We start from the raw sequence: 21,624 nt of genomic DNA on the forward strand, positions 1-21,624 counted from the left end.
GAAAGCTTTTTATTAATTTCAGTTTCGTGATTTCTATTACATACTGTTGTTATGATTAATTTTAAAAATGTATAACAATTAATTAATGTTACTCGATGATGTATTTTCCTAATTTTAGAACCAAAATTCTACAAATTATGAAAAAGACTATTTTACTTTTAGCATTCCTTCTTTTTATTTTTTCATGTTCAGATAGAGATAAAGACGGACAGGCGCCTACTGAAAAAAAATACGAAACCAAGAATGTTGTTTTATTGGTTGTAGATGGTCCCCGTATTTCTGAGACCTGGGAAGAATCAACAAAAAAGAATATTCCTAATAGAGTGAGCCTTTTGAGTCAAGGAGTATTTATCAGTAATTTTAAAAACAATGGAACTACAAGCACCAACCCCGGGCATAGCGCCATGTGTTCTGGAGTATATGAAAATATTAAGAATGATGGGACAGAATTACCAGGCTTTCCGTCTGTAATGCAGCAATGGCTTAAATTCACAGGAGCAGATAAAACAAAAGCATGGGTTATTGCCTCTAAAGATAAACTGGAAGTTTTGAACGATTGTAAATTGGCAGATTGGAAAGGCAAATTCCAGCCAAGTGTAGATTGCGGAGTGAGCGGAAATGGATCTGGATATAGAGCGGATGCCGTTACGATGGCCAATACAAAAGAGATCATGAAAAAGTATAATCCTAATATGATTGTTATCAATCTTAAAGACGTAGATTCATATGGACATGATAATAAATATAATGAATACATTCAGGCAATAAAAACTACGGATGCTTCTATTAAGGATATTTGGAATTATATTCAGTCTCTGCCCGCTTATAAAGATAAGACCACACTAATTGTTTCTAATGATCATGGAAGACATCTGGACAGCAAAGGTGGATTTAGAAATCATGGTGATGATTGTGAAGGATGTAGACATATTGAGTTCTTTGCTCTTGGGCCGGATTTTAAAAAGAATACTACGATTAGTACCGGAAATTATGAACAGATTGATATAGCAAGTACTATTGCCGAACTTTTAGGAGTTCCTTTACAGTACGCTAAAGGAAAAGTAATCAAAGAAGTATTCAAATAAATATTTTAGTTTCAAGTATATAAAAAATATATAACTACTTGTCAATTAAAAAAATATTACTATTTTTGCAGCTTAAAATAAAAAGCAATTAAATGCCTACTATTCAACAATTAGTAAGAAAAGGAAGAGCCACGCTTGCCAAGAAGAGCAAATCGGCTGCCCTTGATTCTTGTCCACAAAGACGAGGTGTATGTACGAGAGTATATACTACCACTCCTAAGAAACCTAACTCTGCACTTAGAAAAGTAGCAAGGGTAAGACTTTCAAACGGTAAAGAAGTCAACGCCTACATCCCGGGCGAAGGACATAATCTTCAAGAGCACTCGATAGTATTGGTAAGAGGCGGAAGGGTGAAAGACCTACCGGGAGTACGTTACCACATCGTAAGAGGTGCATTAGACACTGCAGGTGTAAATGGAAGAACACAGAGAAGATCTAAGTACGGAGCTAAGAGACCTAAACCAGGTCAGGCAGCTGCTGCACCAGCTAAAGGAAAGAAAAAATAATCATTAAATAAGGTACAAAACAATGAGAAAGACAAAAGCGAAAAAAAGACCGTTGTTACCAGATCCAAAATTTAATGATCAATTGGTAACTAGATTTGTAAATAACCTAATGCTAGACGGTAAAAAGTCTATCGCATTCAAAATTTTCTATGATGCATTAGACGTTGTAGAAACTAAAAAAGGAGAAACTGAAAAGACTTCTCTTGAGATCTGGAAAGATGCCCTTACTAACGTAATGCCTCACGTAGAAGTACGTTCAAGAAGAGTAGGTGGTGCTAACTTCCAAATCCCAATGCCAATCAGAGCTGATAGAAAAATTTCTATGGCGATGAAATGGTTAATTAAATATTCTAAAGCTAGAAATGATAAGTCTATGGCTTTGAAATTAGCTAACGAAATTGTTGCTGCTTCTAGAGAAGAAGGTGCTGCTTATAAAAAGAAAAGTGACACTCATAAAATGGCGGAAGCTAACAAAGCTTTCTCACACTTTAAATTCTAATCTGAAATGGGAAGAGATCTTAAATTTACAAGAAATATTGGTATCGCTGCTCACATTGATGCAGGTAAGACTACCACTACAGAAAGGATTTTATTCTATACTGGTGTAAACCACAAAATTGGAGAGGTTCACGATGGTGCTTCTACAATGGACTGGATGGAGCAGGAAGCAGAAAGAGGTATTACCATTACTTCTGCTGCAACTACTTGTTCTTGGAACTTTCCAACAGATCAAGGAAAACCTGTAGCCGACACTAAACCTTACCACTTCAACATCATCGATACACCGGGACACGTTGACTTCACAGTAGAAGTAAACAGATCTTTGAGAGTATTGGATGGTTTGGTATTCTTATTCTCTGCTGTAGATGGAGTAGAGCCTCAGTCTGAAACAAACTGGAGACTTGCTGACAACTACAAAGTTGCTAGAATGGGATTCGTAAACAAAATGGACAGACAAGGTGCTGACTTCCTTAACGTTGTAAAACAAGTTAAAGAAATGTTAGGATCTAATGCAGTTCCAATCGTTTTACCAATCGGTGCTGAAGAAGACTTTAAAGGTGTTGTAGACTTAATTAAAAACAGAGCTATCATCTGGGATGAAGCAGGACAAGGAGCTACTTTTGAAGTAGTGCCAATTCCTGAAGACATGAAAGCTGAGGTTCACGAATATAGAGAGAAATTAGTTGAAGCTGTAGCTGACTATGATGAGACTTTGATGGAGAAATTCTTCGAAGATCCGGATTCAATCTCTGAAGAAGAAATCAACGAAGCTCTTAGAAAAGCTACTATTGATTTATCTATTATCCCAATGACTTGTGGTTCTTCATTCAAAAATAAAGGAGTACAGTTCATGTTGGATGCAGTATGTAAATACTTGCCTTCTCCATTGGATAAAGATGATATCAAAGGTACTGATCCAAGAACAGACGCTGAAATTACAAGAAAACCAGACGTAAATGAGCCTTTCGCGGCTTTAGCATTTAAGATTGCTACTGACCCATTCGTGGGAAGATTAGCATTCTTCAGAGCATACTCTGGAAGATTAGATGCAGGTTCTTATATCCTGAACACTCGTTCTGGAGATAAAGAAAGAATCTCAAGAATCTATCAGATGCACGCTAACAAGCAAAATCCTGTAGAATATATTGAAGCAGGAGATATTGGTGCAGCAGTAGGATTCAAATCTATCAAAACTGGTGATACGATGTGTGATGAGAAAAACCCAATCGTTCTTGAATCGATGGTTTTCCCTGATCCGGTAATCGGTATCGCTGTTGAGCCTAAAACTAAAGCGGACCAGGATAAAATGGGTAACGCATTAGCAAAATTGGCTGAAGAAGATCCAACGTTTACTGTTAGAACTGACGAAGCTTCTGGACAAACGATTATCTCTGGTATGGGTGAGCTTCACTTGGATATCATTGTAGATCGTATGAAGAGAGAGTTCAAAGTTGAAGTAAACCAAGGACAACCTCAGGTAGAGTACAAAGAAAACTTAACAAAAGTTGCCAGCCATAGAGAAGTTTACAAAAAACAATCAGGTGGTAAAGGTAAATTTGCTGATATTGTATTTGAACTAGGACCTGCTGACGAAGGTAAAGTTGGTTTAGAATTCATCAATGAGATCAAAGGTGGTAACGTTCCTAGAGAATTCGTTCCTGCAATTGAAAAAGGATTTAAAGCTGCAATGAAGAACGGTCCATTGGCTGGTTTCGAAGTTGAAGGTATTAAAGTTACTCTTAAAGATGGATCTTTCCACGCGGTGGATTCTGATGCTCTTTCTTTCGAATTAGCTGCTAAATTAGGATTTAAGGAAGCTGGTAAAGCTGCTAAGCCGGTAATTATGGAGCCTATTATGAAACTGGAAGTTGTAACTCCGGAAGAATATATGGGTAACATTATTGGTGACCTTAACAAGAGAAGAGGTACGATCAGTGGTCAGGAAGAAAAGAACGGTGCTGTTGTTATCAAAGGTTCTGTTCCACTTTCTGAAATGTTTGGATATGTAACAACTCTAAGAACACTTTCATCAGGAAGAGCTACATCTTCTATGGAATTAGAGAAATACGCTCAGACTCCACAAAACGTTGCTGAAGAAATCATTGCTAAAGCAAAAGGTTAATTTTTAAATTAAAGAAATGTCACAAAGAATCAGAATAAAACTAAAATCTTACGATTACAACTTGGTAGACAAGTCTGCTGAGAAAATCGTAAAAACGGTAAAGGCTACCGGGGCTGTTGTAAACGGACCTATTCCATTACCAACTAACAAGAGAATCTTCACGGTGTTGAGATCTCCACACGTTAACAAAAAAGCAAGAGAGCAGTTCCAATTATCAGCTCACAAGAGATTGATGGATATCTACTCTTCTTCTTCTAAAACTGTTGATGCTCTAATGAAATTAGAGTTACCAAGCGGTGTTGACGTAGAAATTAAAGTGTGATAATTGCATACTTTGCAATGATTATAGAATCCGCCCCTGTAAAAGGGGCGGATTTTTTTATGTATCAATAAGAAAGATTTCAATGGTATTTGGATGAGGAACCGTAAGAAGTAGAGGAGTCTGTTGAGAACGATTGACCTTTTTTTTATTTGGTAAATATTGAACTTTATGTTTGTAGAATTTTTTGCGAATTAAACTGAGAGGTAATAAAATTACAAAGAGTAATTCTTTGCAATGACATATATCACCAGTATTAATTTATTTAGAATTAATAAAAATAATATTTTTGCAAAAAATAAGAGATGAAAAGAACAGTATCTTTTTCTTTAGTAGTGTTAGGGATTGGTTTTGTCAGTGGACAAAAAGTAAATGATAGCATTAGAAAAGAAAACACAATCGAAGAAGTAGAATTATTCGGAGAAAGAAAAAAACAACCGGAAGGCTTAGAAGTCATAACAAGATTACCCTTAAAAACGAGGGATCAGATCCAAAGTATTTCTGTTATATCTTATAAAGTGATAGAAAACCTGGGAGGGCTTACGGTGACGGATGTTGCAAAGAATATACCGGGGGTAACCCAGTTTGGAAGTTATGGGGGAACGAGAGAAAGTATGTCAATTAGAGGATACAGAGGAGTTCCTGTTTTAAAGAATGGTGTTCAGATGGATTCAGATTTCAGGACCGGAGCAATGCTTACGGATATGCAGGGAGTAGAGAGTATTCAGGTGATCAAAGGCTCAGCAGCAGTTACTCAGGGAATTGGCGATGGGTTAGGTTCCGCAGGAGGTGTGATCAATGTGGTTACTAAAGTTCCTAAATTTATTGATGAAACAAATATAGGGTTTAGGTATGGTAGCTGGGATTTTTACAGACCAACAATAGATTTTCAAAGGGTATTGGATTCTGATGGTAGGATTGCTGTAAGATTAAATGCAGCATATCAGGATAATAATAGTTTCAGAAGATTTATTCATACGGATCGGATCTATGTAAATCCATCCATAGCTATTCGACCTGATGATAAAACGGAAATCGTGGTAGAAATGGATTATATGTATAACAATACTACGCCGGATAGAGGGACCGTAAATCTTGCAAAAGGTGATGTTGAAGCTATATACAGAATGCCGGGTAGAAAATTTCTTGGGTTTTCTACAGATAATGCAAAGATGGAAACATTCAACTTTTCTACAACGGCTACTAGAAAACTGACCAACAAATTGAAAGTAAGAGCTGCATTAATGAGCTCTTCTTATCAGTCGGACATTGTAGGTGCAGCTTTATCTCCTGTCGATTCAAAGAACCCAAATGAAATAAGAGATAGAAGTTTAACGAAATCAGGAAGAGAGGATCTAAACAAGGTTTTTCAGTTTGATTTTATCGGATCTGATGTAATGACAGGATTTATGAAACATACTTTCCAGGTAGGTTTTGATTGGAAAGAATCGAATGTTACAACGACCTCTTATCAGAGTAAAGATGTTGACCGGATCAATGTTCTTAATGAAATTAATAATATTCTTCCCGCTTCTATTGATGTCAACAATTTTGAACTGGCAAAGAAAGATGCTATCATCAATACTGTTACTCCGACATTAGGATTAATGGCCCAGGATGTTATCACATTCAATAAATACATCAAAGCTCATTTAGGTATTCGTTATAGCCGATTAAATGGATCGGATAAAAATCCGGGCTATGCATGGAATCCATCATTAGGGTTAATGATTTCGCCTGTCGAAAATATGAATATTTTTGGTTCATATACTAGTACAACTTCTTTAAGAACTGCAAATAATGTACTGATCGGAGGTGGGACAGTAGGAGCATCCACAACCAAACAATGGGAAGCAGGGATCAAATCCGACTGGCTTAGTGAAAGGTTAAGGTTCAATGTTACATTGTTCAATATTAATACAGACAACCTCTCATATGAAATTTTAACTGATGGAAACAGAACTGGGACCTATGCATTGGCAGGAGAGCTAAAAAGAAAAGGAATCGAAGTTGAATTAATAGGTAAAATCCTTCCTAATCTTCAGGTTATGACGGGTTGGGCTTATGTAGATGCACAATACAGGGACAGCCCTTCATTTGTGAATGGTTCTGCCCCTATTAATACTCCAAAGAATTCGGCCAACGCATGGTTGAATTATAAATTTAATACCGGAGCCCTGGAAGGTCTTGACGTGGGCGCTGGGATTTATTACGTTGGTACAAGACCTGTAGATGATTATAAACAAAAATATTCTAATGCTGCAAATGGTCATATCAATGGGACTCAGCTTGGTGAAAAGCCTTTTAATATGCCTCAGTATACAACAGTTGATGCGCAGATAGGATATTCATTTAAAAGAGGATTGGGATTAAGAGTCTTTCTCAATAATATTTTTGATACTGTAGGCTACAATTCGTATTTCAGAGGTGGATATATTGATCAGATCCAACCCCGGAATTTTGCAGTGCAAGTAAATTATAAATTCTAATTGATCTGTGGAACTTTAGACACATCACTATGTTTATTGTTTTAAGTTTTTTTGCTTAAAAAATAATATTATTTAATACATTTATTATTTAAAACAATAATCACTATGAGTCATAAGGATAATAATTTTTTTGAAAAGTTTTCAGATTGGGCAACCAAATTTACAGGAAGTTCCCATGCTTTTATTGGAGCTACTGCTATTGTTGTAATCTGGGCTCTTTCCGGACCTGTATTTCATTATTCTGAAACCTGGCAGCTGGTGATCAATACAGGAACAACGATTATTACTTTTTTGATGGTATTTCTTATTCAGAAATCCCAGAATAAAGATTCTAAAGCTATACAGATTAAACTAAATGAGCTGATCGCAGCCCATGAAAAAGCGAGTAACCGGATTGTAGATATAGAAGACTTATCCGAAAAAGAATTGGATCAGCTGCATACCTATTATGAGAAATTAGCTGACTTTGCTCAAGATGATGTGGATATCCATACTTCTCATTCTATTGATGCGGCTAAAAGAAATCAAAGCTACAAGCATGATCTGTTTAAAAAGAAACATGAGGAATGGTTGGAAAAACAAAAAAAGGAATCATAGTGATTCCTTTTTTTATTTCAGACCGAAAGCGATTGTTCTATTTCATGAAGTAACTAAAATAAGAACAGCTTCCCATTAGATTTTTGGTAGTTTCCGTATCAGAATACTGGGTTTTTAATAAAGCAAAATAGGTTCGGAACTTTTCATTCTTTATATTGTCCAGTTGCTTTTGATAGGCATCGCTTTTCTCAGAATATTGAGGATCGGAGTAGCTTATCTTTGATGGATTTTTTGCTTCGTATTGATAGTATTTTCCTTGCTCTGCACTAGCCATCTGGAATAAGATTCTCGCTTTTTCTTCCTTATTCACTGAAAGGGCCAGTGCTTTTTTATAATAATTGATAGCCAGATCAAAATTATCCGGTTCAATGTAAGATCTGTCAAGGAAATTTTTATAATAATATTGATATGGTGTTTTCTTATCTGTATTCCAGAAATCATATTTGCCACCATTACTATTATTTACATCCATTACGAACAGCTGTCGGTAATAACCAAGAATAGAAGTATTATACAATAAATTACCAATAAGCTGGCTCGCTTTAGCAGCTTTTTCATCTTTTCCGTTACCAATTTTCTTAAGCTCTATAGCAGCATCTGCTAATTCAAGCTTATTCATCATGGTCTTTATGAAAGGAAATTGAGTGTAGTCTTCGTTTTCCATGCTGGTGGCTGCATCACTTTCGAAGCTTTCCCATACATTATGGCCAAAAACATAATCCGGGATATTTCTGAAACCATTGTATTCGTCTTTAGCATATTGATGAGGAACTTTTGGTTGTTCACTGGAAACCCAGTCATAATTGATCCTAGGAATTCCTACAAAGTCCTGCGCTTTCTGATAATATGATTTTGCTTTTTCAAAATCGGCAACTCTCATCGCCCGGTCGCCATAAATTACACTGAAGAATGCCTCAATATTTCCTACATCGTCCATATTTTTGGCAATGATCTGCTGCTCGAATTGATTTTTATTAGGCTTCCTGTAAAAGTCCTCTACACTTTTAACCAAACTTGAATTAGGATTATATTGGAGATCAGAAAGCTTATTGCTCATTAGGAATGATTTCCCATCCTCTCCCTGAAGGAAATATCGGTTAGCTAAAACGTCCTTAAGGAATGATGCAGTAGATGGAACAGGACCGTAATAATTGTCATAATCAGAATTTGTACTGTCTGACTTCACTTCTTTTTCGATGAAATATTCCGGATAATCTTTCATTAGATGATCTTCGTAATCGGAAGTAATCTTCGGTTGGGAAACAATATCATTTAAGACCTTCATCCTTTTGATCTCTTCAAGATATTCAGGATTGGTTGTTTTAATATCTTCCAGAATTTCAGTACTTGCTTTGTAGTCTTTTTTTAAGAATTTAAGGTATGCATCTGCAATCTGCCAATATTCATCCTTAGATTTCTCTTTGGTTTTTGAGGTAAATTTTTCAAGATCATTAAGATAATCTATCTGCTTGCTATCTCCATACCAAAAACTTTGATTTTTTGTGTGGAAAGGAATTCGATTAGGATTATCTAATAGCTCATCATCACTTTGATCTGCTTTTCCGTCAGCTGTCTTATCCGATTTAGACCCTCCGAACAGGTTTTTAAAGAACCGGATAATCTTCTGCCAGAATGAAAGTTTTTTTTCTTTTACTTCCGGAGATTCTTTTTTCTGAGAATCAGCAGATGTACTTGAGTTTTCTTTTTGAACGGTTGCGTTATCTGTGTCGTCAGAATAATAATAAGTAGGAAGATAAGCTCTTTCCAGTTCATTGATACTTCTTACCGCCATTACTTTCAGAATTTCCGAATTAGGATCAATATCGTACATCTTCTCCATTATAGGAATAGGATTGGTGAAATCTTCATATCCCAAAAGAAAATAAGCCATATTCTTTTCATTCGGAGTACCTGCTCTTTTTAAAATGTTATTAAAAGATGCGGTATCAGAAAGTTTCATAGAAACAAAAGCAGACTCTTTACGGCTATCACTATTCATGAAAACCTGAAAGAAGTTCCAGTTGGCATCACTGTTCATCTTCATACCTCTTTGTGCGCCGGCTAATTGGTCAAGAGCCATAAAGTAAGGAACTCCTTTTAACTTGATCGGCTCAATATAGGTTCTGAAAGCCTGAAGTGCAGCGTCATAATTTCTGGTATAATGATTGAAACGGACCAGTTGGTAACCGTATCGCTGTTTTATCTCAGGATTTTTTGCAGCATTATATAAAGAAGTTAATGCTGAAATAGTTTTGTTATAATCAAGGTTGGTTGCATTTTTATCACTTTGAGGGCCGTTGTAAAAATAAGAATCAGGATTTTCAATAAAATTGATCCTCATATAAGGCTCAAGATATTTAGCTTCAATTAAGTAATCAATTCCTTCGCGATATTTCTGATAGAAACCTGTTCCCAGTTTTTTCAATAGTTGATTACCCGGATTTCCTTTTTTGAGCTCATTAAGCTCATTAAGGCTTATATTATTTACCAGATAATTGGTTTCCTGATAGCTCAGCTGATTGCCAAAGAATTTCCTCCATGTCCCAATATTTTCATCCGGAATCTGACCTGGTTTAAAGTCAGTATAAAATCTTGTTGAATAACTGTGCAGAAATGGCAGATATGATTTATCCTTGATAATACTTTGGGTAAAAAGATTAAAATACTCATAATCCGGATCTGACCAGGCGCAAGCTTCTGATTTTGTATAAAAAAGTGAAAAGACTGCAATTGTGAGAATATACTTTTTCATGGGTATGTAGTATTTTTTGCGTTGTGTTTTATTGTATTCTATGATGTTAAAAATCACTCTGGAATTTAGACATCAGTTTGAAATTTTGGTTCACAACAAATTTAGTATCTAATTGATAATAAACGATATTAAACAACGGTATTTTTTTATCTAAAAAAGCAATGACATCTCTGAGCTGGTCGTTTGTAATTTCCTCAACTTTTATGGTAAATCCTTTATTCAGGTAATTTCCAAAGTAAAATCCATCTTTTTGAATTTCAATTTCATGATCTGAAATCTTTTTAAAATTAGGATTTTTCAGGTCATTTTGTGATAAAGCATTGATGAGCTTGTGTCTTCCTAAATGATTGGTAACAATTCCCCACGAGTAAATAGGTAAAGCCACTTCAATTTCCTTGATTGGATAATCTTCCAATTTTGAAAGATAGCTTTTAAGGATATTAACATCCAGAATTGAATTCTTATCAGATGTTTCCAAAGGAGAAGAGGTGGAGTAGCACATCAGGAATACTTTTTTTACAGGAGGGATTCCCATTATTGCTTTATCTTTTACCTGATGAAGCCGAAGCGTACAGTCAATGTCTTTCCCGGAAATTTTGTGAAGTTCTTTTAAAAACGCGAAATAATCGTCACGTGTTCCGGCTGTCCAGTCACAATCAATCTGAATTTCATGATTGGTCTTCAGCTTATATTCTTTACTCTTTTTGTCAATTAAATGATGTATGCTTTCTGCAAGGAAGTGTATTTCCTCCCCTGAAATATTAACAAAAGTCTGGTTGGTGATAAATACGGTAGGGACAATTTGTTTGTCTGTCTCGAAACTTTCGTCTTTGGTGATGACGGCTAAAGGCTGAAATCTGCCGTTTACTTTATTGATGTCAAAGAACCTTGTGTAAAGAATAGGGACGGTTGTTTTATCTAATGCTTTTTTCTCTTCATTGTCTAAAGACAATTTTGTTTTCCAGTAATAAAACGTGTACGGATGTTTCTCTCTTTCGCTGCATGAAACAAGCAAAATAAGAATGACTAAAAACTTAATTATTTTCATTATTGGTAAAAAGCGCTTTCACAGGTACAACTTTCTTTATCACTTTCCATCGCAGAACAGCAATCCTCAGATTTCTGAATATTTCCCTTTTCATCAGTAAGGTATATTTTTTCTTTATCAAACTTTACATAAAAAGTTTCATTGTACTTTTTGAACTGGACCTTCATAACCTGAGGGGTGTATTTCCCTGCATTTATTTCTTCACTGGTTTCTTCTCCGCTAGCCTGATTTACCTGTACATAGCCAAAATAAACATCGCCGTTCTTTTTTACATCAAGATAATAGGCTGGTGTGCCGGTTCCGCTGTATCCTTCTATTATATTGAAAGATCTTTTTCCAGTAAACGGAACTTTAGATTGTGAAAAGGAAAGGGTTGCGATGCAGAGGATAAGCACGCAGAATATCTTTTTCATTTTTTTGATCAAATGTAAAAAGATTTATGCAAGAATTACACCGTAAAAACACGGTATTTACTTTGTCTTAAGGATGTCAATGACATATGTAAAAAAGCCCATTCCGGTCAAAACCGGAATAGACCTCTTATAATGTTGATTTTTTTAAAATACGGTCGCTGCCAGCTGAATCCTTGCATATTTATTCGATGGATTCCACATGGCCATCATTGATACGGGAAGGGTATAATGTTCCGTTATCTTTAAAGCTTTGCTGGCTTTGATACCTACATTTACGATATCAAAACTGTTTTTTCCATTACCATATAAAAATGTGCTGTCATTGATGGCAAAGCCTCCACCAACAAATGCATCCAGATTTACTTTTTGATGGGCAATAACAGGATAGCTTACCTGAACATACGTGGAATATTTATTCTTTTTATAGCTCCCGTCCGGTTTCAAAACAACTTCTCCCGCGTTAGCACCTCCATAAAGCATGATGTCTGCTTCAATGTTTAAAGGGAACGAAGGACCGAAGGTGTAATTTGTTCTCAGATCAATAATATGGGCGGTTCTTCTGTTTGAATAATTAAAGATATCATCCGAAGCTACTGTAGTATTGATGTTTCTGGAGTTAAATAAGTCCCATAACCCAATATAAAGCCGTCCGTCAGAATACTGAACATAATAATTGATCTCTTTATAATGGGTGCCATCCTTGTCGTCGGTTAAAGCAGAAGCTCCCCATATTCCCACTTTCCATTTTTTTTCTTTATCCAAAGCGTAAGAAAGGTTTCCCATTACCACGGGCTTATCTGTAATGATCAAGCCTCTCCACAAGTGGTTATTCTGGATATTAGCAGTGAAATCCAGGCGACCGTCATCCTTGACTTCTGTGTCATCCTGGGCAAAGAGACTCCCTGTACCTAAAATAATCAGGCATATAAAAAGTAGTTTTTTCATACTGTAAACTTTCTTTGATTAACTTAAAGCGAGATGCAATAAAGCCGCAAGGGTTGCTCCTAGCACTGGTCCTGCAATAGGAATCCATGCATATCCCCAATCACTGCTTCCTTTTACCGGAAGAATAGCGTGCATGATCCTTGGTCCAAGGTCACGGGCAGGATTAATGGCATAACCTGTAGTTCCTCCTAATGATAAGCCAATAGCCCAAACAAGTAAGGTAACAGGTAGAGCACCAACAGTCCCCAGTCCGATCTTAGCGGTCGGATCATTACCCAAAGTGAGGCTTGGATCGGCAAAATGGAAGATCACAAAAACAAGCACAAACGTTCCTATAATTTCACTGATAAGATTCGAAACCGGCTTTCTTATTGCCGGACCTGTGCTGAAACATGCTAATTTTGCCCCTTCATCTTCGGTAATTGCAAAGTGATCCTTATTAAATAACCAGACAAGAAAAGCACCTAACATGGCGCCAATCATTTCTCCGGCGATATATGTGGGAACCAGATCCCATGAAAATTTTCCCGCGATAGCCAGGCCTAACGTTACGGCAGGGTTCAGATGAGCGCCACTCACTGGCCCTGCAACCGTTACCCCAACGAAAACTGCAAGTGCCCAGGCTGTGGTAATTACAATCCAACCGGAATTGTTTCCTTTTGTATCCTTTAAAACAACGTTGGCCACTACACCGTTTCCGAGTAGGATCATAAGCATTGTTCCGATAATTTCTGCTATAAATGGAGTCATAGTTTATTTTTATTTAGTGGAAATTAATCTTCAATCCAATCTTGGGAACGCTTTACTGCTTTGTGCCAGAAGTGGATCATCTTGTCGGCTTTTTCTTTCTCAAGCTGAGGGTGGAAATCTTTATCCACGATCCATTGAGATTGAATTTCGTCAATATTTTTCCAATAACCTACAGCAAGTCCGGCAAGATAGGCAGCACCCAGGGCTGTTGTTTCTAAAGTTCTTGGGCGTGTAATCTTGAAACCGAATAGATCAGACTGGATTTGCATTAATAAGTCACTATTGGAAGCACCACCATCAACTCTTAGCTCTAAACTACCAGTTCCGGAATCTGCCTCCATCGCTTTTACAATATCATATACCTGGAATGCTATACCTTCTAGAGTAGCTCTGGCAATATGTCCGTTAGTGGTTCCTCTTGTCACTCCAACAATAGTTCCCCTTGCATACTGATCCCAATATGGAGCTCCCAGACCTGTAAGTGCCGGTACAAAATAAACCCCTCCATTATCTTCGACGGTTTTGGCCAGACTGTTAATTTCGTCAGCTGAGTTAATTAATTTGAGCCCGTCTCTTACCCATTGAATTGCAGCCCCTCCCACAAAAACACTGCCTTCCAGTGCATAATTAACTTCTCCGTTTATCTTCCATGCAACGGTTGTCAGCAAGTTGTTCTTAGAGTGAACGGCCTCTTTCCCTGTGTTCATCAAAAGAAAGCATCCTGTACCGTATGTATTTTTTACCATTCCCGGTGTTGTACACATTTGTCCGAACAAAGCTGCCTGCTGGTCTCCGGCAATACCTGCAATTGGGATTTTTGTTGAGAATAAAGTGGTAGCGGTTTCTCCATAAACTTCACTGCTTTGTTTCACTTCAGGAAGGATCGCTTTTGGAATATTAAATAACTTTAAAAGATCTTCATCCCATTCCAAAGATTGGATGTTTAGGAGCATTGTTCTGCTTGCGTTCGAAACATCTGTGATAAACATTTTTCCACGAGTTAGCTTCCATACCAGCCATGTATCAACAGTTCCAAAACACAATTTTCCTGCTTCTGCCTGCTCTCTTGCTCCATCTACATTATCAAGGATCCACTTTACTTTGGTTGCTGAAAAATAAGCATCAAGAACCAAACCTGTTTTTTCTTTGATCATGTCTGTATACCCTTGTTCTTTTAGCGAGTCACAGTATTTTGATGTTCTCCTGTCCTGCCATACGATAGCATTATAAACGGGTTCACCTGTTTCTCTGTCCCAAACGATCGTTGTTTCGCGCTGGTTTGTAATCCCTATCGCTGCAACCTCAAGCCCTGAGATACCTGCTTTAGCGATAACTTCTGCTGCTACCGATACCTGGGAAGACCAGATTTCATTAGGGTCATGCTCTACCCAACCCGGGGTAGGAAATATCTGTTCAAAACTTTTCTGAGAAACAAATTCTATTTCTCCGCTGTGATTGAATAAAATGGCTCTTGACGAAGTTGTGCCTTGGTCCAGAGCGAGAATTAACTTTTCACTCATGTTGTGACGTTGATTTAGGTTAAATGGATCTTGGCGAATAAGGAGTTAACAGGTATCCCTTTGCCAATTCGATAAATTCTCTTTCCTGCTCATTAGCCCATTCCTCTGAATGTCCGTTTTCTTTTGCGATAATAGAAGCAATCTTATGTGCACTGTCGATTGCTGCTCTTGCATCTAAAAATAAAAGACGGACTCTTCGGGCCAGGATGTCCTCAATGGTTTCTGCCATTTCCTGACGGATTGCCCAAATTGCTTCAGCAACTGTGAATGGATGATCAGGATGTATTTTTTCTGAAAATTCAGGATTGCTCTGCTGTAGTTTTTTGATTTCCGGAATGTCTGATCCGTAAACATACAAATGATTGCTTCTGTCTACCGTTTCAGGTTTTACATTTCCATGAATCGAAAGATGTTCTGTTTTGGATGTAGTTGTTCCCAGATGGTGAACTTTCATCGCTTCATCGATAGTATCTTCTGCCATTTTTCGATAGGTGGTCCATTTTCCTCCGATGATGGAAACCAATCCTGTATCGGATGTTACTACTTTATGGCTTCTCGAAACTTCTTTTGTGCTTTTGCTTCCATCCTTTGGTGCGGCAAGCGGCCGAAGTCCTGCAAAAACAGATTTTACATCTTCCCGAGTAGGTTTTTTTGCTAAATATTGTCTTGCTGTGTTTAAAACAAACTTAATTTCTTCTTCCAATGCTCGTGGCTCAAAACTTTCACTTTCCAACAATGTATCGGTTGTTCCTACAAGCGCTCTGTCGTGCCATGGAACGACAAACAAGACTCTTCCGTCAGAAGTTTTCGGAATCATAATGGCGTCGTCACTTTTCAAGAAGGATTTATCCAGTACCAAATGAATACCCTGGCTTGGAACAACGAATTTTCCATGTTTCGGGTTGTTCATATTCAGAATATCATTCGTGAAAACTCCTGTCGCATTGATGACTACTTTTGCGTGGATTTCAAATTGCTGCTTGGTAAACTGATCTTCAGCGATTACACCGATTACTTTATTGGAACTGTTTTTTATCAGGTTAATTACTTTAACATAATTAACTGCTGTGCCTCCTTTTTCAATAATGGTCTGGGTTAAATTAACCGCCAATCTCGCGTCATCAAACTGCCCGTCCTGATATACAACCCCGCTTGCCAGATTTTTCTGTTCAATCGTCGGAAGTTTTTCAACTGTTTTTGATTTGCTGATATATTTTGTTTTACCTAAGCTTAATTTCCCTGCCAGAAAATCGTAAATCGAAAGTCCTATTTTGTAATAAATTCCTCCCCACCATGTATAATTAGGAATAATAAATGATTGATTTTTTACCACATGGGCTGCATTTTTTGCCAATAATCCCCTTTCCTTCAATGCCTCTTTTACCAAACCGATATCTCCCTGTGCCAAATATCTTACGCCGCCGTGTACCAGCTTTGTACTTCTGCTGGAAGTAGCTTTCGCGAAATCGTGAGATTCCAGCAGTAATGTTTTAAACCCTCTGCTTACTGCGTCCAATGCCGAACCTAAACCGCTTGCTCCTCCACCAATGACTAAAAAGTCCCATTCTTTTACGGTGGTTAATTTGCTGAGTTCTTCATTTCGTTTCATAATGTTTCGTTAAGTTTCGAATTCAAAGCTAGTAATTAAAAATGAAAGTAAAAAGAAAATAAGTGAAATTTTATGTTCTTGGAAAAAAACAATAACTTTGGGGAAAGAAAAAGAATGGAAAAATTAATACCAAGGCATACTGAGATACTGCAGGAGCTGGAAAAGAAAGATTATGTTCTCGTGCAGGAATTATGCGAAAAGTATAATGTTTCTTCCGTTACCATTCGAAAGGATCTGAACTATTTAGAAAGCTTGGGTCTTCTTTTTCGAAATCATGGAGGTGCAAGCAAGCATGTGAGGTATGCGTACGAAAAGAACGTAGATGAAAAGGAGAATATTAATGTAGAGGCTAAGCAGAATATTGCCAAGGCGGCAGTGAAACTTATAGAAGAAAACGATTGTATTATTCTGGCTTCAGGAACTACAATGCATTATCTGGCAAGGATGCTGGTGAATTTCGGTCGTCTTACTGTGCTTACGTCATCGCTGAGAGTGGCACTGGAGTTATGTAATAATCCTAATATAAATATTATACAATTGGGGGGTGAGGTTCGTAAAAGTTCTACATCGATCGTGGGTTCTATATCCGAAACAATTCTTGCTCAGTTTTCATGCAATAAATTATTCCTGGGGGTAGACGGCATTGATATGGATTTTGGAATCAGTACTTCCAATGCAGCTGAAGCACACCTCAATCAATTAATGATAGAATGTTCCGATAAAGTGATGATATTGGCGGACTCATCCAAACTAAACAAAAAAGGCTTCGGTAAGATTTCTTCTTTAGATAAAATAGATTATCTGATTACCGATGATGGCATACTGGAAGAGGATAAAAAGAGGCTCGAAGAAATAGGTCTGAGTGTTATCACGAAGTAGTCATGCTATGTTCTATGCTCTGGTTAGATTCGGGCTTGAAAAGTAATTTATTTTGTAAACGACTAAAAATCAAAATATTTTGCTGTAAAAATTTGTCAATCTAAAAATTATCCATAAATTTGCACACTCATTTTAGGGGAAAAGTATGCCCATCTCAAACGTGGAAATTACTTTAGCTTGCTGAAAATGAGGATAAATAAAGGATAAATTTTATTATAACATAAACAATGTCAGGTATTATTGGTAAAAAAATCGGTATGACGTCTTTGTTTAACGAAGAAGGAAAAAACATTCCTTGTACAGTTATTCAAGCTGGTCCGTGCTCGGTTTTACAGGTCAGAACCATTGAAAAGGACGGATACAAGTCAGTTCAATTAGGTTTCGATGACAAGAGTGAAAAGAACGTTGGTAAAGCGTTAGCTGGCCATTTTAAAAAGGCTGGTTCTGCTCCTAAAGCTAAATTGGTAGAATTCTACAGAGAATTCGTTGATGAAGTAAAAGTAGGAGAAGAAGTAAAAGTTGATTTATTCGCTGAAGGTGAATATGTTGACGTAACAGGTACTTCTAAAGGTAAAGGTTTCCAAGGTGTTGTTAAAAGACACGGATTTGGAGGTGTAATGCAAGCTACTCATGGTCAGCACAACAGACTTAGAGCTCCAGGTTCTATCGGTGCTGGATCGGATCCTTCGAGAGTATTCAAAGGAATGAGAATGGCGGGTAGAATGGGAGGTAAGCAGGTAACTGTTCAAAACCTTCAAGTATTAAAAGTGGATCAAGAACAAAATCTTTTAGTAGTAAAAGGTGCTGTTCCGGGAGCTAAAAATTCTTATGTAATTATCAGAAAATGGAACTAGTAGTATTAAATACATCAGGAAAAGAGACCGGAAGAAAAGTAACTCTAGACGAAACAGTATTCGGAATTGAGCCAAATCAGCACGCGGTTTACTTAGAAGTTAAGCAATATCTTGCCGCTCAGAGACAAGGTACTCATAAATCAAAAGAAAGAAGCGAAATTACGGCTTCTACTAAAAAGCTTAAGAAGCAAAAAGGATCTGGATCTGCTAGATATGGTGATATTAAATCTCCAACATTCAGAGGTGGAGGTAGAGTATTCGGACCAAAACCGAGAGACTACAGATTCAAATTGAACAAAGCTCTTAAGAGATTAGCAAAAAAATCTGTTTTATCTCAGAAATTGAGAGATAACAGTATTAAAGTATTAGAGGCTTTCAATTTCGAAACTCCTAAAACTAAAGAGTTTATCAACATCAATAACGCTTTAGGATTCGAAGGTAAAAAATCTCTTTACATCTTAGATGAAGCAAATAAAAATGTTTATTTATCTTCAAGAAACCTACCTAAGACTAAAGTTCTTGCTTATAACGAAATTAGTTCTTATGACCTAATCAATGCAGGTGAGATCGTATTCTTAGAAGGTGCTATCGAGAAATTCCAAGAAAATTTAAAGAAATAAGTCATGTCTATTATTATTAAACCAGTTATTTCAGAAAAGGCTAATTACCTTACAGATTTAAGAGGTTCTTATTCTTTCTTAGTGGATACTAAGGCGAATAAAATCCAGATCAAAAAAGCTGTTGAAGCAGCTTACGGTGTAAAAGTAGCAGACGTTAACACAATGATTTATGCTCCGAAGGTTTCTTCGAAATACACTAAAAAAGGTCTTCAAGTAGGAAAGACAAACAAATTGAAAAAAGCGGTAATCAAACTTGCTGAAGGTGAGGTTATCGATATTTTTGCTGTAAATTAATTATTAATTATAAATAATAGTAATGTCTGTTAGAAAATTAAAACCTATCACCCCGGGACAGAGATTCAGAATTGTAAATAATTTTGAGGAAATTACTACCAACAAACCAGAGAAATCTCTAACAGTTGGTATTAAAAAGTCAGGTGGACGTAACCAAACAGGTAAAATGACCATGCGTTACACCGGAGGTGGACACAAAAAGAAATACAGAATTATCGACTTCAAAAGAAACAAACATGATGTTGAAGCAACGGTAAAATCTGTAGAATACGATCCAAACAGAACTGCATTTATCGCTTTATTAGAGTACGCAGATGGAGAGAAGAGATATATCATCGCTCCAAACGGTATTAAAGTTGATCAAAAGGTGATTGCAGGAGAAAGCGTAGAGCCAAATATCGGTAACGCAATGAAATTGAAAAATATTCCATTAGGTACTGTTATTTCTTGTGTTGAAATGAAGCCTGGACAAGGTGCTATTTTAGCAAGAAGTGCTGGTTCTTCAGCTCAATTAACTTCAAGAGACGGAAAATATGCAATCATCAAATTGCCTTCAGGAGAATCTAGAATGATCCTTACTGAATGTTATGCAATGATTGGATCTGTTTCTAACTCTGATCACCAATTAACAGTATCAGGAAAAGCTGGTAGAAGCAGATGGTTAGGTAGAAGACCAAGAACAAGAGCGGTTGTAATGAACCCGGTAGATCACCCAATGGGTGGTGGTGAAGGACGTTCTTCAGGAGGTCACCCAAGATCTAGAAACGGTAAACCGGCTAAAGGTTACAAAACTAGAAAGAAAAACAAAGTGTCTAACCGTTACATCGTATCTAAAAGAAAATAATTATGGCAAGATCACTTAAAAAAGGACCGTTCATTCATCATACTTTAGATAAGAAGGTTCAGGCAAATATAGAGTCTGGTAAGAAGACAGTTATCAAAACTTGGTCTAGAGCATCGATGATCTCTCCGGACTTCGTAGGACAAACTATTGCTGTACATAACGGGAAATCTTTTATCCCTGTATATGTTACAGAAAACATGGTTGGTCACAAGTTAGGCGAATTTTCTCCAACAAGATCTTTCAGAGGTCATGGTGGTAACAAAAACAAAGGAAGCAGATAATCATGGGATCAAGAAAACAAGATAGTTCAATCGCAAGAAAAGAAGCTAACAAAGACGTTGTAAAGGCTTCATTAAACAATTGCCCGTCTTCTCCAAGAAAAATGAGATTAGTTGCTGATATCATCAGAGGAGAGCAGGTAGATAAAGCTCTTTATATCCTTAAATATTCTAAAAAAGAAGCATCTAACAAGTTAGAGAAATTACTTCTTTCTGCTATGGCAAACTGGCAGACGAAAAACGAAGGTTCGGATATAGAAGAAGCTAACCTTATCATTAAAGAAATATTCGTGGATAGTGCAAGACAATTGAAGAGACTAAGACCAGCTCCACAAGGTAGAGGTCATAGAATCAGAAAAAGATCTAACCACGTTACACTAATCTTAGGTAATAAAGAAAATTAATCAAGGTATGGGACAGAAGACAAATCCAATTGGTAACAGATTAGGTATCATCAGAGGATGGGATTCTAACTGGTTTGGTGGAAACGATTATGGAGACAGAATCGCTGAAGACTACAAAATCAGAAGATACCTTGAAGCTAGATTATCTAAAGGTGGAATTTCAAAAATCTTTATTGAAAGAACATTAAAATTAGTTACAGTTACTATTACTACTGCTAGACCGGGACTTATCATCGGGAAAGGAGGTCAGGAAGTTGATAAATTGAAAGAAGAGTTGAAGAAATTGACTGGTAAGGATATTCAGATCAACATTTTCGAAATCAAAAGACCTGAGCTTGATGCAGTATTAGTTGCTGATAGCATTGCTAAGCAAATTGAAAACAGAATTTCTTACAGAAGAGCTGTTAAAATGGCTATTGCAAGCACAATGAGAATGGGTGCAGAAGGTATCAAAGTTCAGATCTCTGGTAGATTGAACGGAGCTGAAATGGCAAGAAGCGAATCTTTCAAAGACGGAAGAATTCCTTTATCTACTTTCAGAGCTGATATCGATTACCACATTGCAGAGGCTCATACTACTTATGGTAGACTTGGGGTTAAAGTTTGGATTATGAAAGGTGAAGTTTATGGTAAAAGAGAACTTTCTCCTTTAGTAGGACAACAGAAAAAAGGACCTTCAGGAGGAGGAAACAGAGGAGACAGAGATAACAGAAGACCTTCAAGAGATAAAAAAAATAATTAATAAAATTTTAGAGGATAGTTTTTAAATGACCGTTACTTTTTTAAAATCTAAAT

22 protein-coding genes are annotated in these 21,624 nt (G+C 36.8%); 15 read left to right on the plus strand and 7 right to left on the minus strand.

What is annotated here, in order from left to right; all coding sequences use genetic code 11:
• Nucleotides 1–137: 137 nt before the first annotated feature.
• The 7 genes from ACNFU2_RS16075 to ACNFU2_RS16105 all read left to right on the plus strand — a co-directional run bounded on the left by ACNFU2_RS16075 (nt 138) and on the right by ACNFU2_RS16105 (nt 7,619).
• Nucleotides 138–1,085, plus strand: a complete 948-nt coding sequence (locus tag ACNFU2_RS16075; RefSeq protein WP_273650539.1) for a sulfatase-like hydrolase/transferase — start codon at nt 138–140, stop codon at nt 1,083–1,085.
• Between the two features lie 92 nt (nt 1,086–1,177).
• Complete coding sequence (rpsL, locus tag ACNFU2_RS16080) at nt 1,178–1,591, plus strand: 30S ribosomal protein S12 (protein WP_002983146.1); 414 nt, start codon at nt 1,178–1,180, stop codon at nt 1,589–1,591.
• Nucleotides 1,592–1,613: 22 nt separating this feature from the next.
• Entirely contained in the window at nt 1,614–2,090 is a 477-nt protein-coding gene (gene rpsG / locus ACNFU2_RS16085) for a 30S ribosomal protein S7 (protein ID WP_172284566.1), read from the plus strand.
• Between the two features lie 6 nt (nt 2,091–2,096).
• The gene (gene fusA / locus ACNFU2_RS16090) at nt 2,097–4,214 is read left to right on the plus strand and encodes an elongation factor G (protein ID WP_172284564.1); all 2,118 of its coding nucleotides are present in this window, start codon (nt 2,097–2,099) and stop codon (nt 4,212–4,214) included.
• A 16-nt stretch (nt 4,215–4,230) separates the two neighbouring features.
• Nucleotides 4,231–4,536 (plus strand): 30S ribosomal protein S10, encoded by a 306-nt coding sequence (rpsJ, locus tag ACNFU2_RS16095; protein WP_002661363.1) that lies wholly within the window; start codon nt 4,231–4,233, stop codon nt 4,534–4,536.
• 302 nt (nt 4,537–4,838) lie between these two features.
• Nucleotides 4,839–7,022 (plus strand): TonB-dependent siderophore receptor, encoded by a 2,184-nt coding sequence (locus ACNFU2_RS16100; protein WP_273650540.1) that lies wholly within the window; start codon nt 4,839–4,841, stop codon nt 7,020–7,022.
• Nucleotides 7,023–7,127: 105 nt separating this feature from the next.
• Nucleotides 7,128–7,619 (plus strand): low affinity iron permease family protein, encoded by a 492-nt coding sequence (locus ACNFU2_RS16105; RefSeq protein WP_172284560.1) that lies wholly within the window; start codon nt 7,128–7,130, stop codon nt 7,617–7,619.
• A 37-nt stretch (nt 7,620–7,656) separates the two neighbouring features.
• On the opposite strand, the gene ACNFU2_RS16110 is transcribed toward ACNFU2_RS16105, so the two are convergent.
• The 7 genes from ACNFU2_RS16110 to ACNFU2_RS16140 all read right to left on the minus strand — a co-directional run bounded on the left by ACNFU2_RS16110 (nt 7,657) and on the right by ACNFU2_RS16140 (nt 16,656).
• On the minus strand, nt 7,657–10,371 hold the full coding sequence (locus ACNFU2_RS16110; protein ID WP_273650541.1) for a hypothetical protein: 2,715 nt from the start codon (nt 10,369–10,371) through the stop codon (nt 7,657–7,659).
• Nucleotides 10,372–10,417: 46 nt separating this feature from the next.
• Nucleotides 10,418–11,419, minus strand: coding sequence for a hypothetical protein (locus ACNFU2_RS16115; protein ID WP_273650542.1), 1,002 nt, complete (start codon nt 11,417–11,419; stop codon nt 10,418–10,420).
• On the minus strand, nt 11,419–11,832 hold the full coding sequence (locus ACNFU2_RS16120) for a hypothetical protein (RefSeq protein ID WP_273650543.1): 414 nt from the start codon (nt 11,830–11,832) through the stop codon (nt 11,419–11,421). The genes ACNFU2_RS16115 and ACNFU2_RS16120 overlap by 1 nt, the downstream gene beginning before the upstream one ends.
• Nucleotides 11,833–11,976: 144 nt before the next feature.
• A complete protein-coding gene (locus tag ACNFU2_RS16125; protein ID WP_273650544.1) occupies nt 11,977–12,777 on the minus strand; it encodes a hypothetical protein in 801 nt (266 codons plus the stop codon).
• An 18-nt stretch (nt 12,778–12,795) separates the two neighbouring features.
• Nucleotides 12,796–13,527, minus strand: a complete 732-nt coding sequence (locus ACNFU2_RS16130; protein ID WP_273650545.1) for an MIP/aquaporin family protein — start codon at nt 13,525–13,527, stop codon at nt 12,796–12,798.
• Between the two features lie 23 nt (nt 13,528–13,550).
• Entirely contained in the window at nt 13,551–15,047 is a 1,497-nt protein-coding gene (glpK, locus tag ACNFU2_RS16135) for a glycerol kinase GlpK (protein WP_172284548.1), read from the minus strand.
• 19 nt (nt 15,048–15,066) lie between these two features.
• Complete coding sequence (locus tag ACNFU2_RS16140; RefSeq protein WP_273650546.1) at nt 15,067–16,656, minus strand: glycerol-3-phosphate dehydrogenase/oxidase; 1,590 nt, start codon at nt 16,654–16,656, stop codon at nt 15,067–15,069.
• A 114-nt stretch (nt 16,657–16,770) separates the two neighbouring features.
• Here ACNFU2_RS16140 and ACNFU2_RS16145 point away from each other — a divergent pair, with 114 nt between their 5' ends.
• The 8 genes from ACNFU2_RS16145 (at nt 16,771) to rpsC (ending at nt 21,571) form a co-directional block, all read left to right on the plus strand.
• Nucleotides 16,771–17,535, plus strand: coding sequence for a DeoR/GlpR family DNA-binding transcription regulator (locus ACNFU2_RS16145; RefSeq protein ID WP_172284544.1), 765 nt, complete (start codon nt 16,771–16,773; stop codon nt 17,533–17,535).
• A gap of 227 nt (nt 17,536–17,762) precedes the next feature.
• Nucleotides 17,763–18,389, plus strand: a complete 627-nt coding sequence (gene rplC, locus ACNFU2_RS16150) for a 50S ribosomal protein L3 (protein WP_007839520.1) — start codon at nt 17,763–17,765, stop codon at nt 18,387–18,389.
• Nucleotides 18,380–19,009, plus strand: a complete 630-nt coding sequence (gene rplD, locus ACNFU2_RS16155) for a 50S ribosomal protein L4 (RefSeq protein ID WP_172284542.1) — start codon at nt 18,380–18,382, stop codon at nt 19,007–19,009. The genes rplC and rplD overlap by 10 nt, the downstream gene beginning before the upstream one ends.
• Nucleotides 19,010–19,012: 3 nt before the next feature.
• Nucleotides 19,013–19,303 carry a 50S ribosomal protein L23 gene (gene rplW / locus ACNFU2_RS16160; RefSeq protein ID WP_042720941.1) on the plus strand — a complete coding sequence of 97 codons (291 nt, stop codon included), beginning with the start codon at nt 19,013–19,015 and terminating at the stop codon, nt 19,301–19,303.
• A gap of 22 nt (nt 19,304–19,325) precedes the next feature.
• Nucleotides 19,326–20,147 carry a 50S ribosomal protein L2 gene (gene rplB, locus ACNFU2_RS16165; RefSeq protein WP_172284540.1) on the plus strand — a complete coding sequence of 274 codons (822 nt, stop codon included), beginning with the start codon at nt 19,326–19,328 and terminating at the stop codon, nt 20,145–20,147.
• A 2-nt stretch (nt 20,148–20,149) separates the two neighbouring features.
• Complete coding sequence (rpsS, locus tag ACNFU2_RS16170; RefSeq protein WP_002983209.1) at nt 20,150–20,428, plus strand: 30S ribosomal protein S19; 279 nt, start codon at nt 20,150–20,152, stop codon at nt 20,426–20,428.
• A gap of 2 nt (nt 20,429–20,430) precedes the next feature.
• Nucleotides 20,431–20,829: a 50S ribosomal protein L22 gene (rplV, locus tag ACNFU2_RS16175; protein ID WP_172284538.1), complete on the plus strand. Its 399-nt coding sequence runs from the start codon at nt 20,431–20,433 to the stop codon at nt 20,827–20,829.
• Between the two features lie 7 nt (nt 20,830–20,836).
• A complete protein-coding gene (gene rpsC, locus ACNFU2_RS16180; RefSeq protein ID WP_172284536.1) occupies nt 20,837–21,571 on the plus strand; it encodes a 30S ribosomal protein S3 in 735 nt (244 codons plus the stop codon).
• The last annotated feature ends 53 nt before the right edge of the window (nt 21,572–21,624 follow it).

This window comes from Chryseobacterium sp. PTM-20240506 (genome assembly GCF_048296755.1).
GTDB lineage: Bacteria > Bacteroidota > Bacteroidia > Flavobacteriales > Weeksellaceae > Chryseobacterium > Chryseobacterium proteolyticum.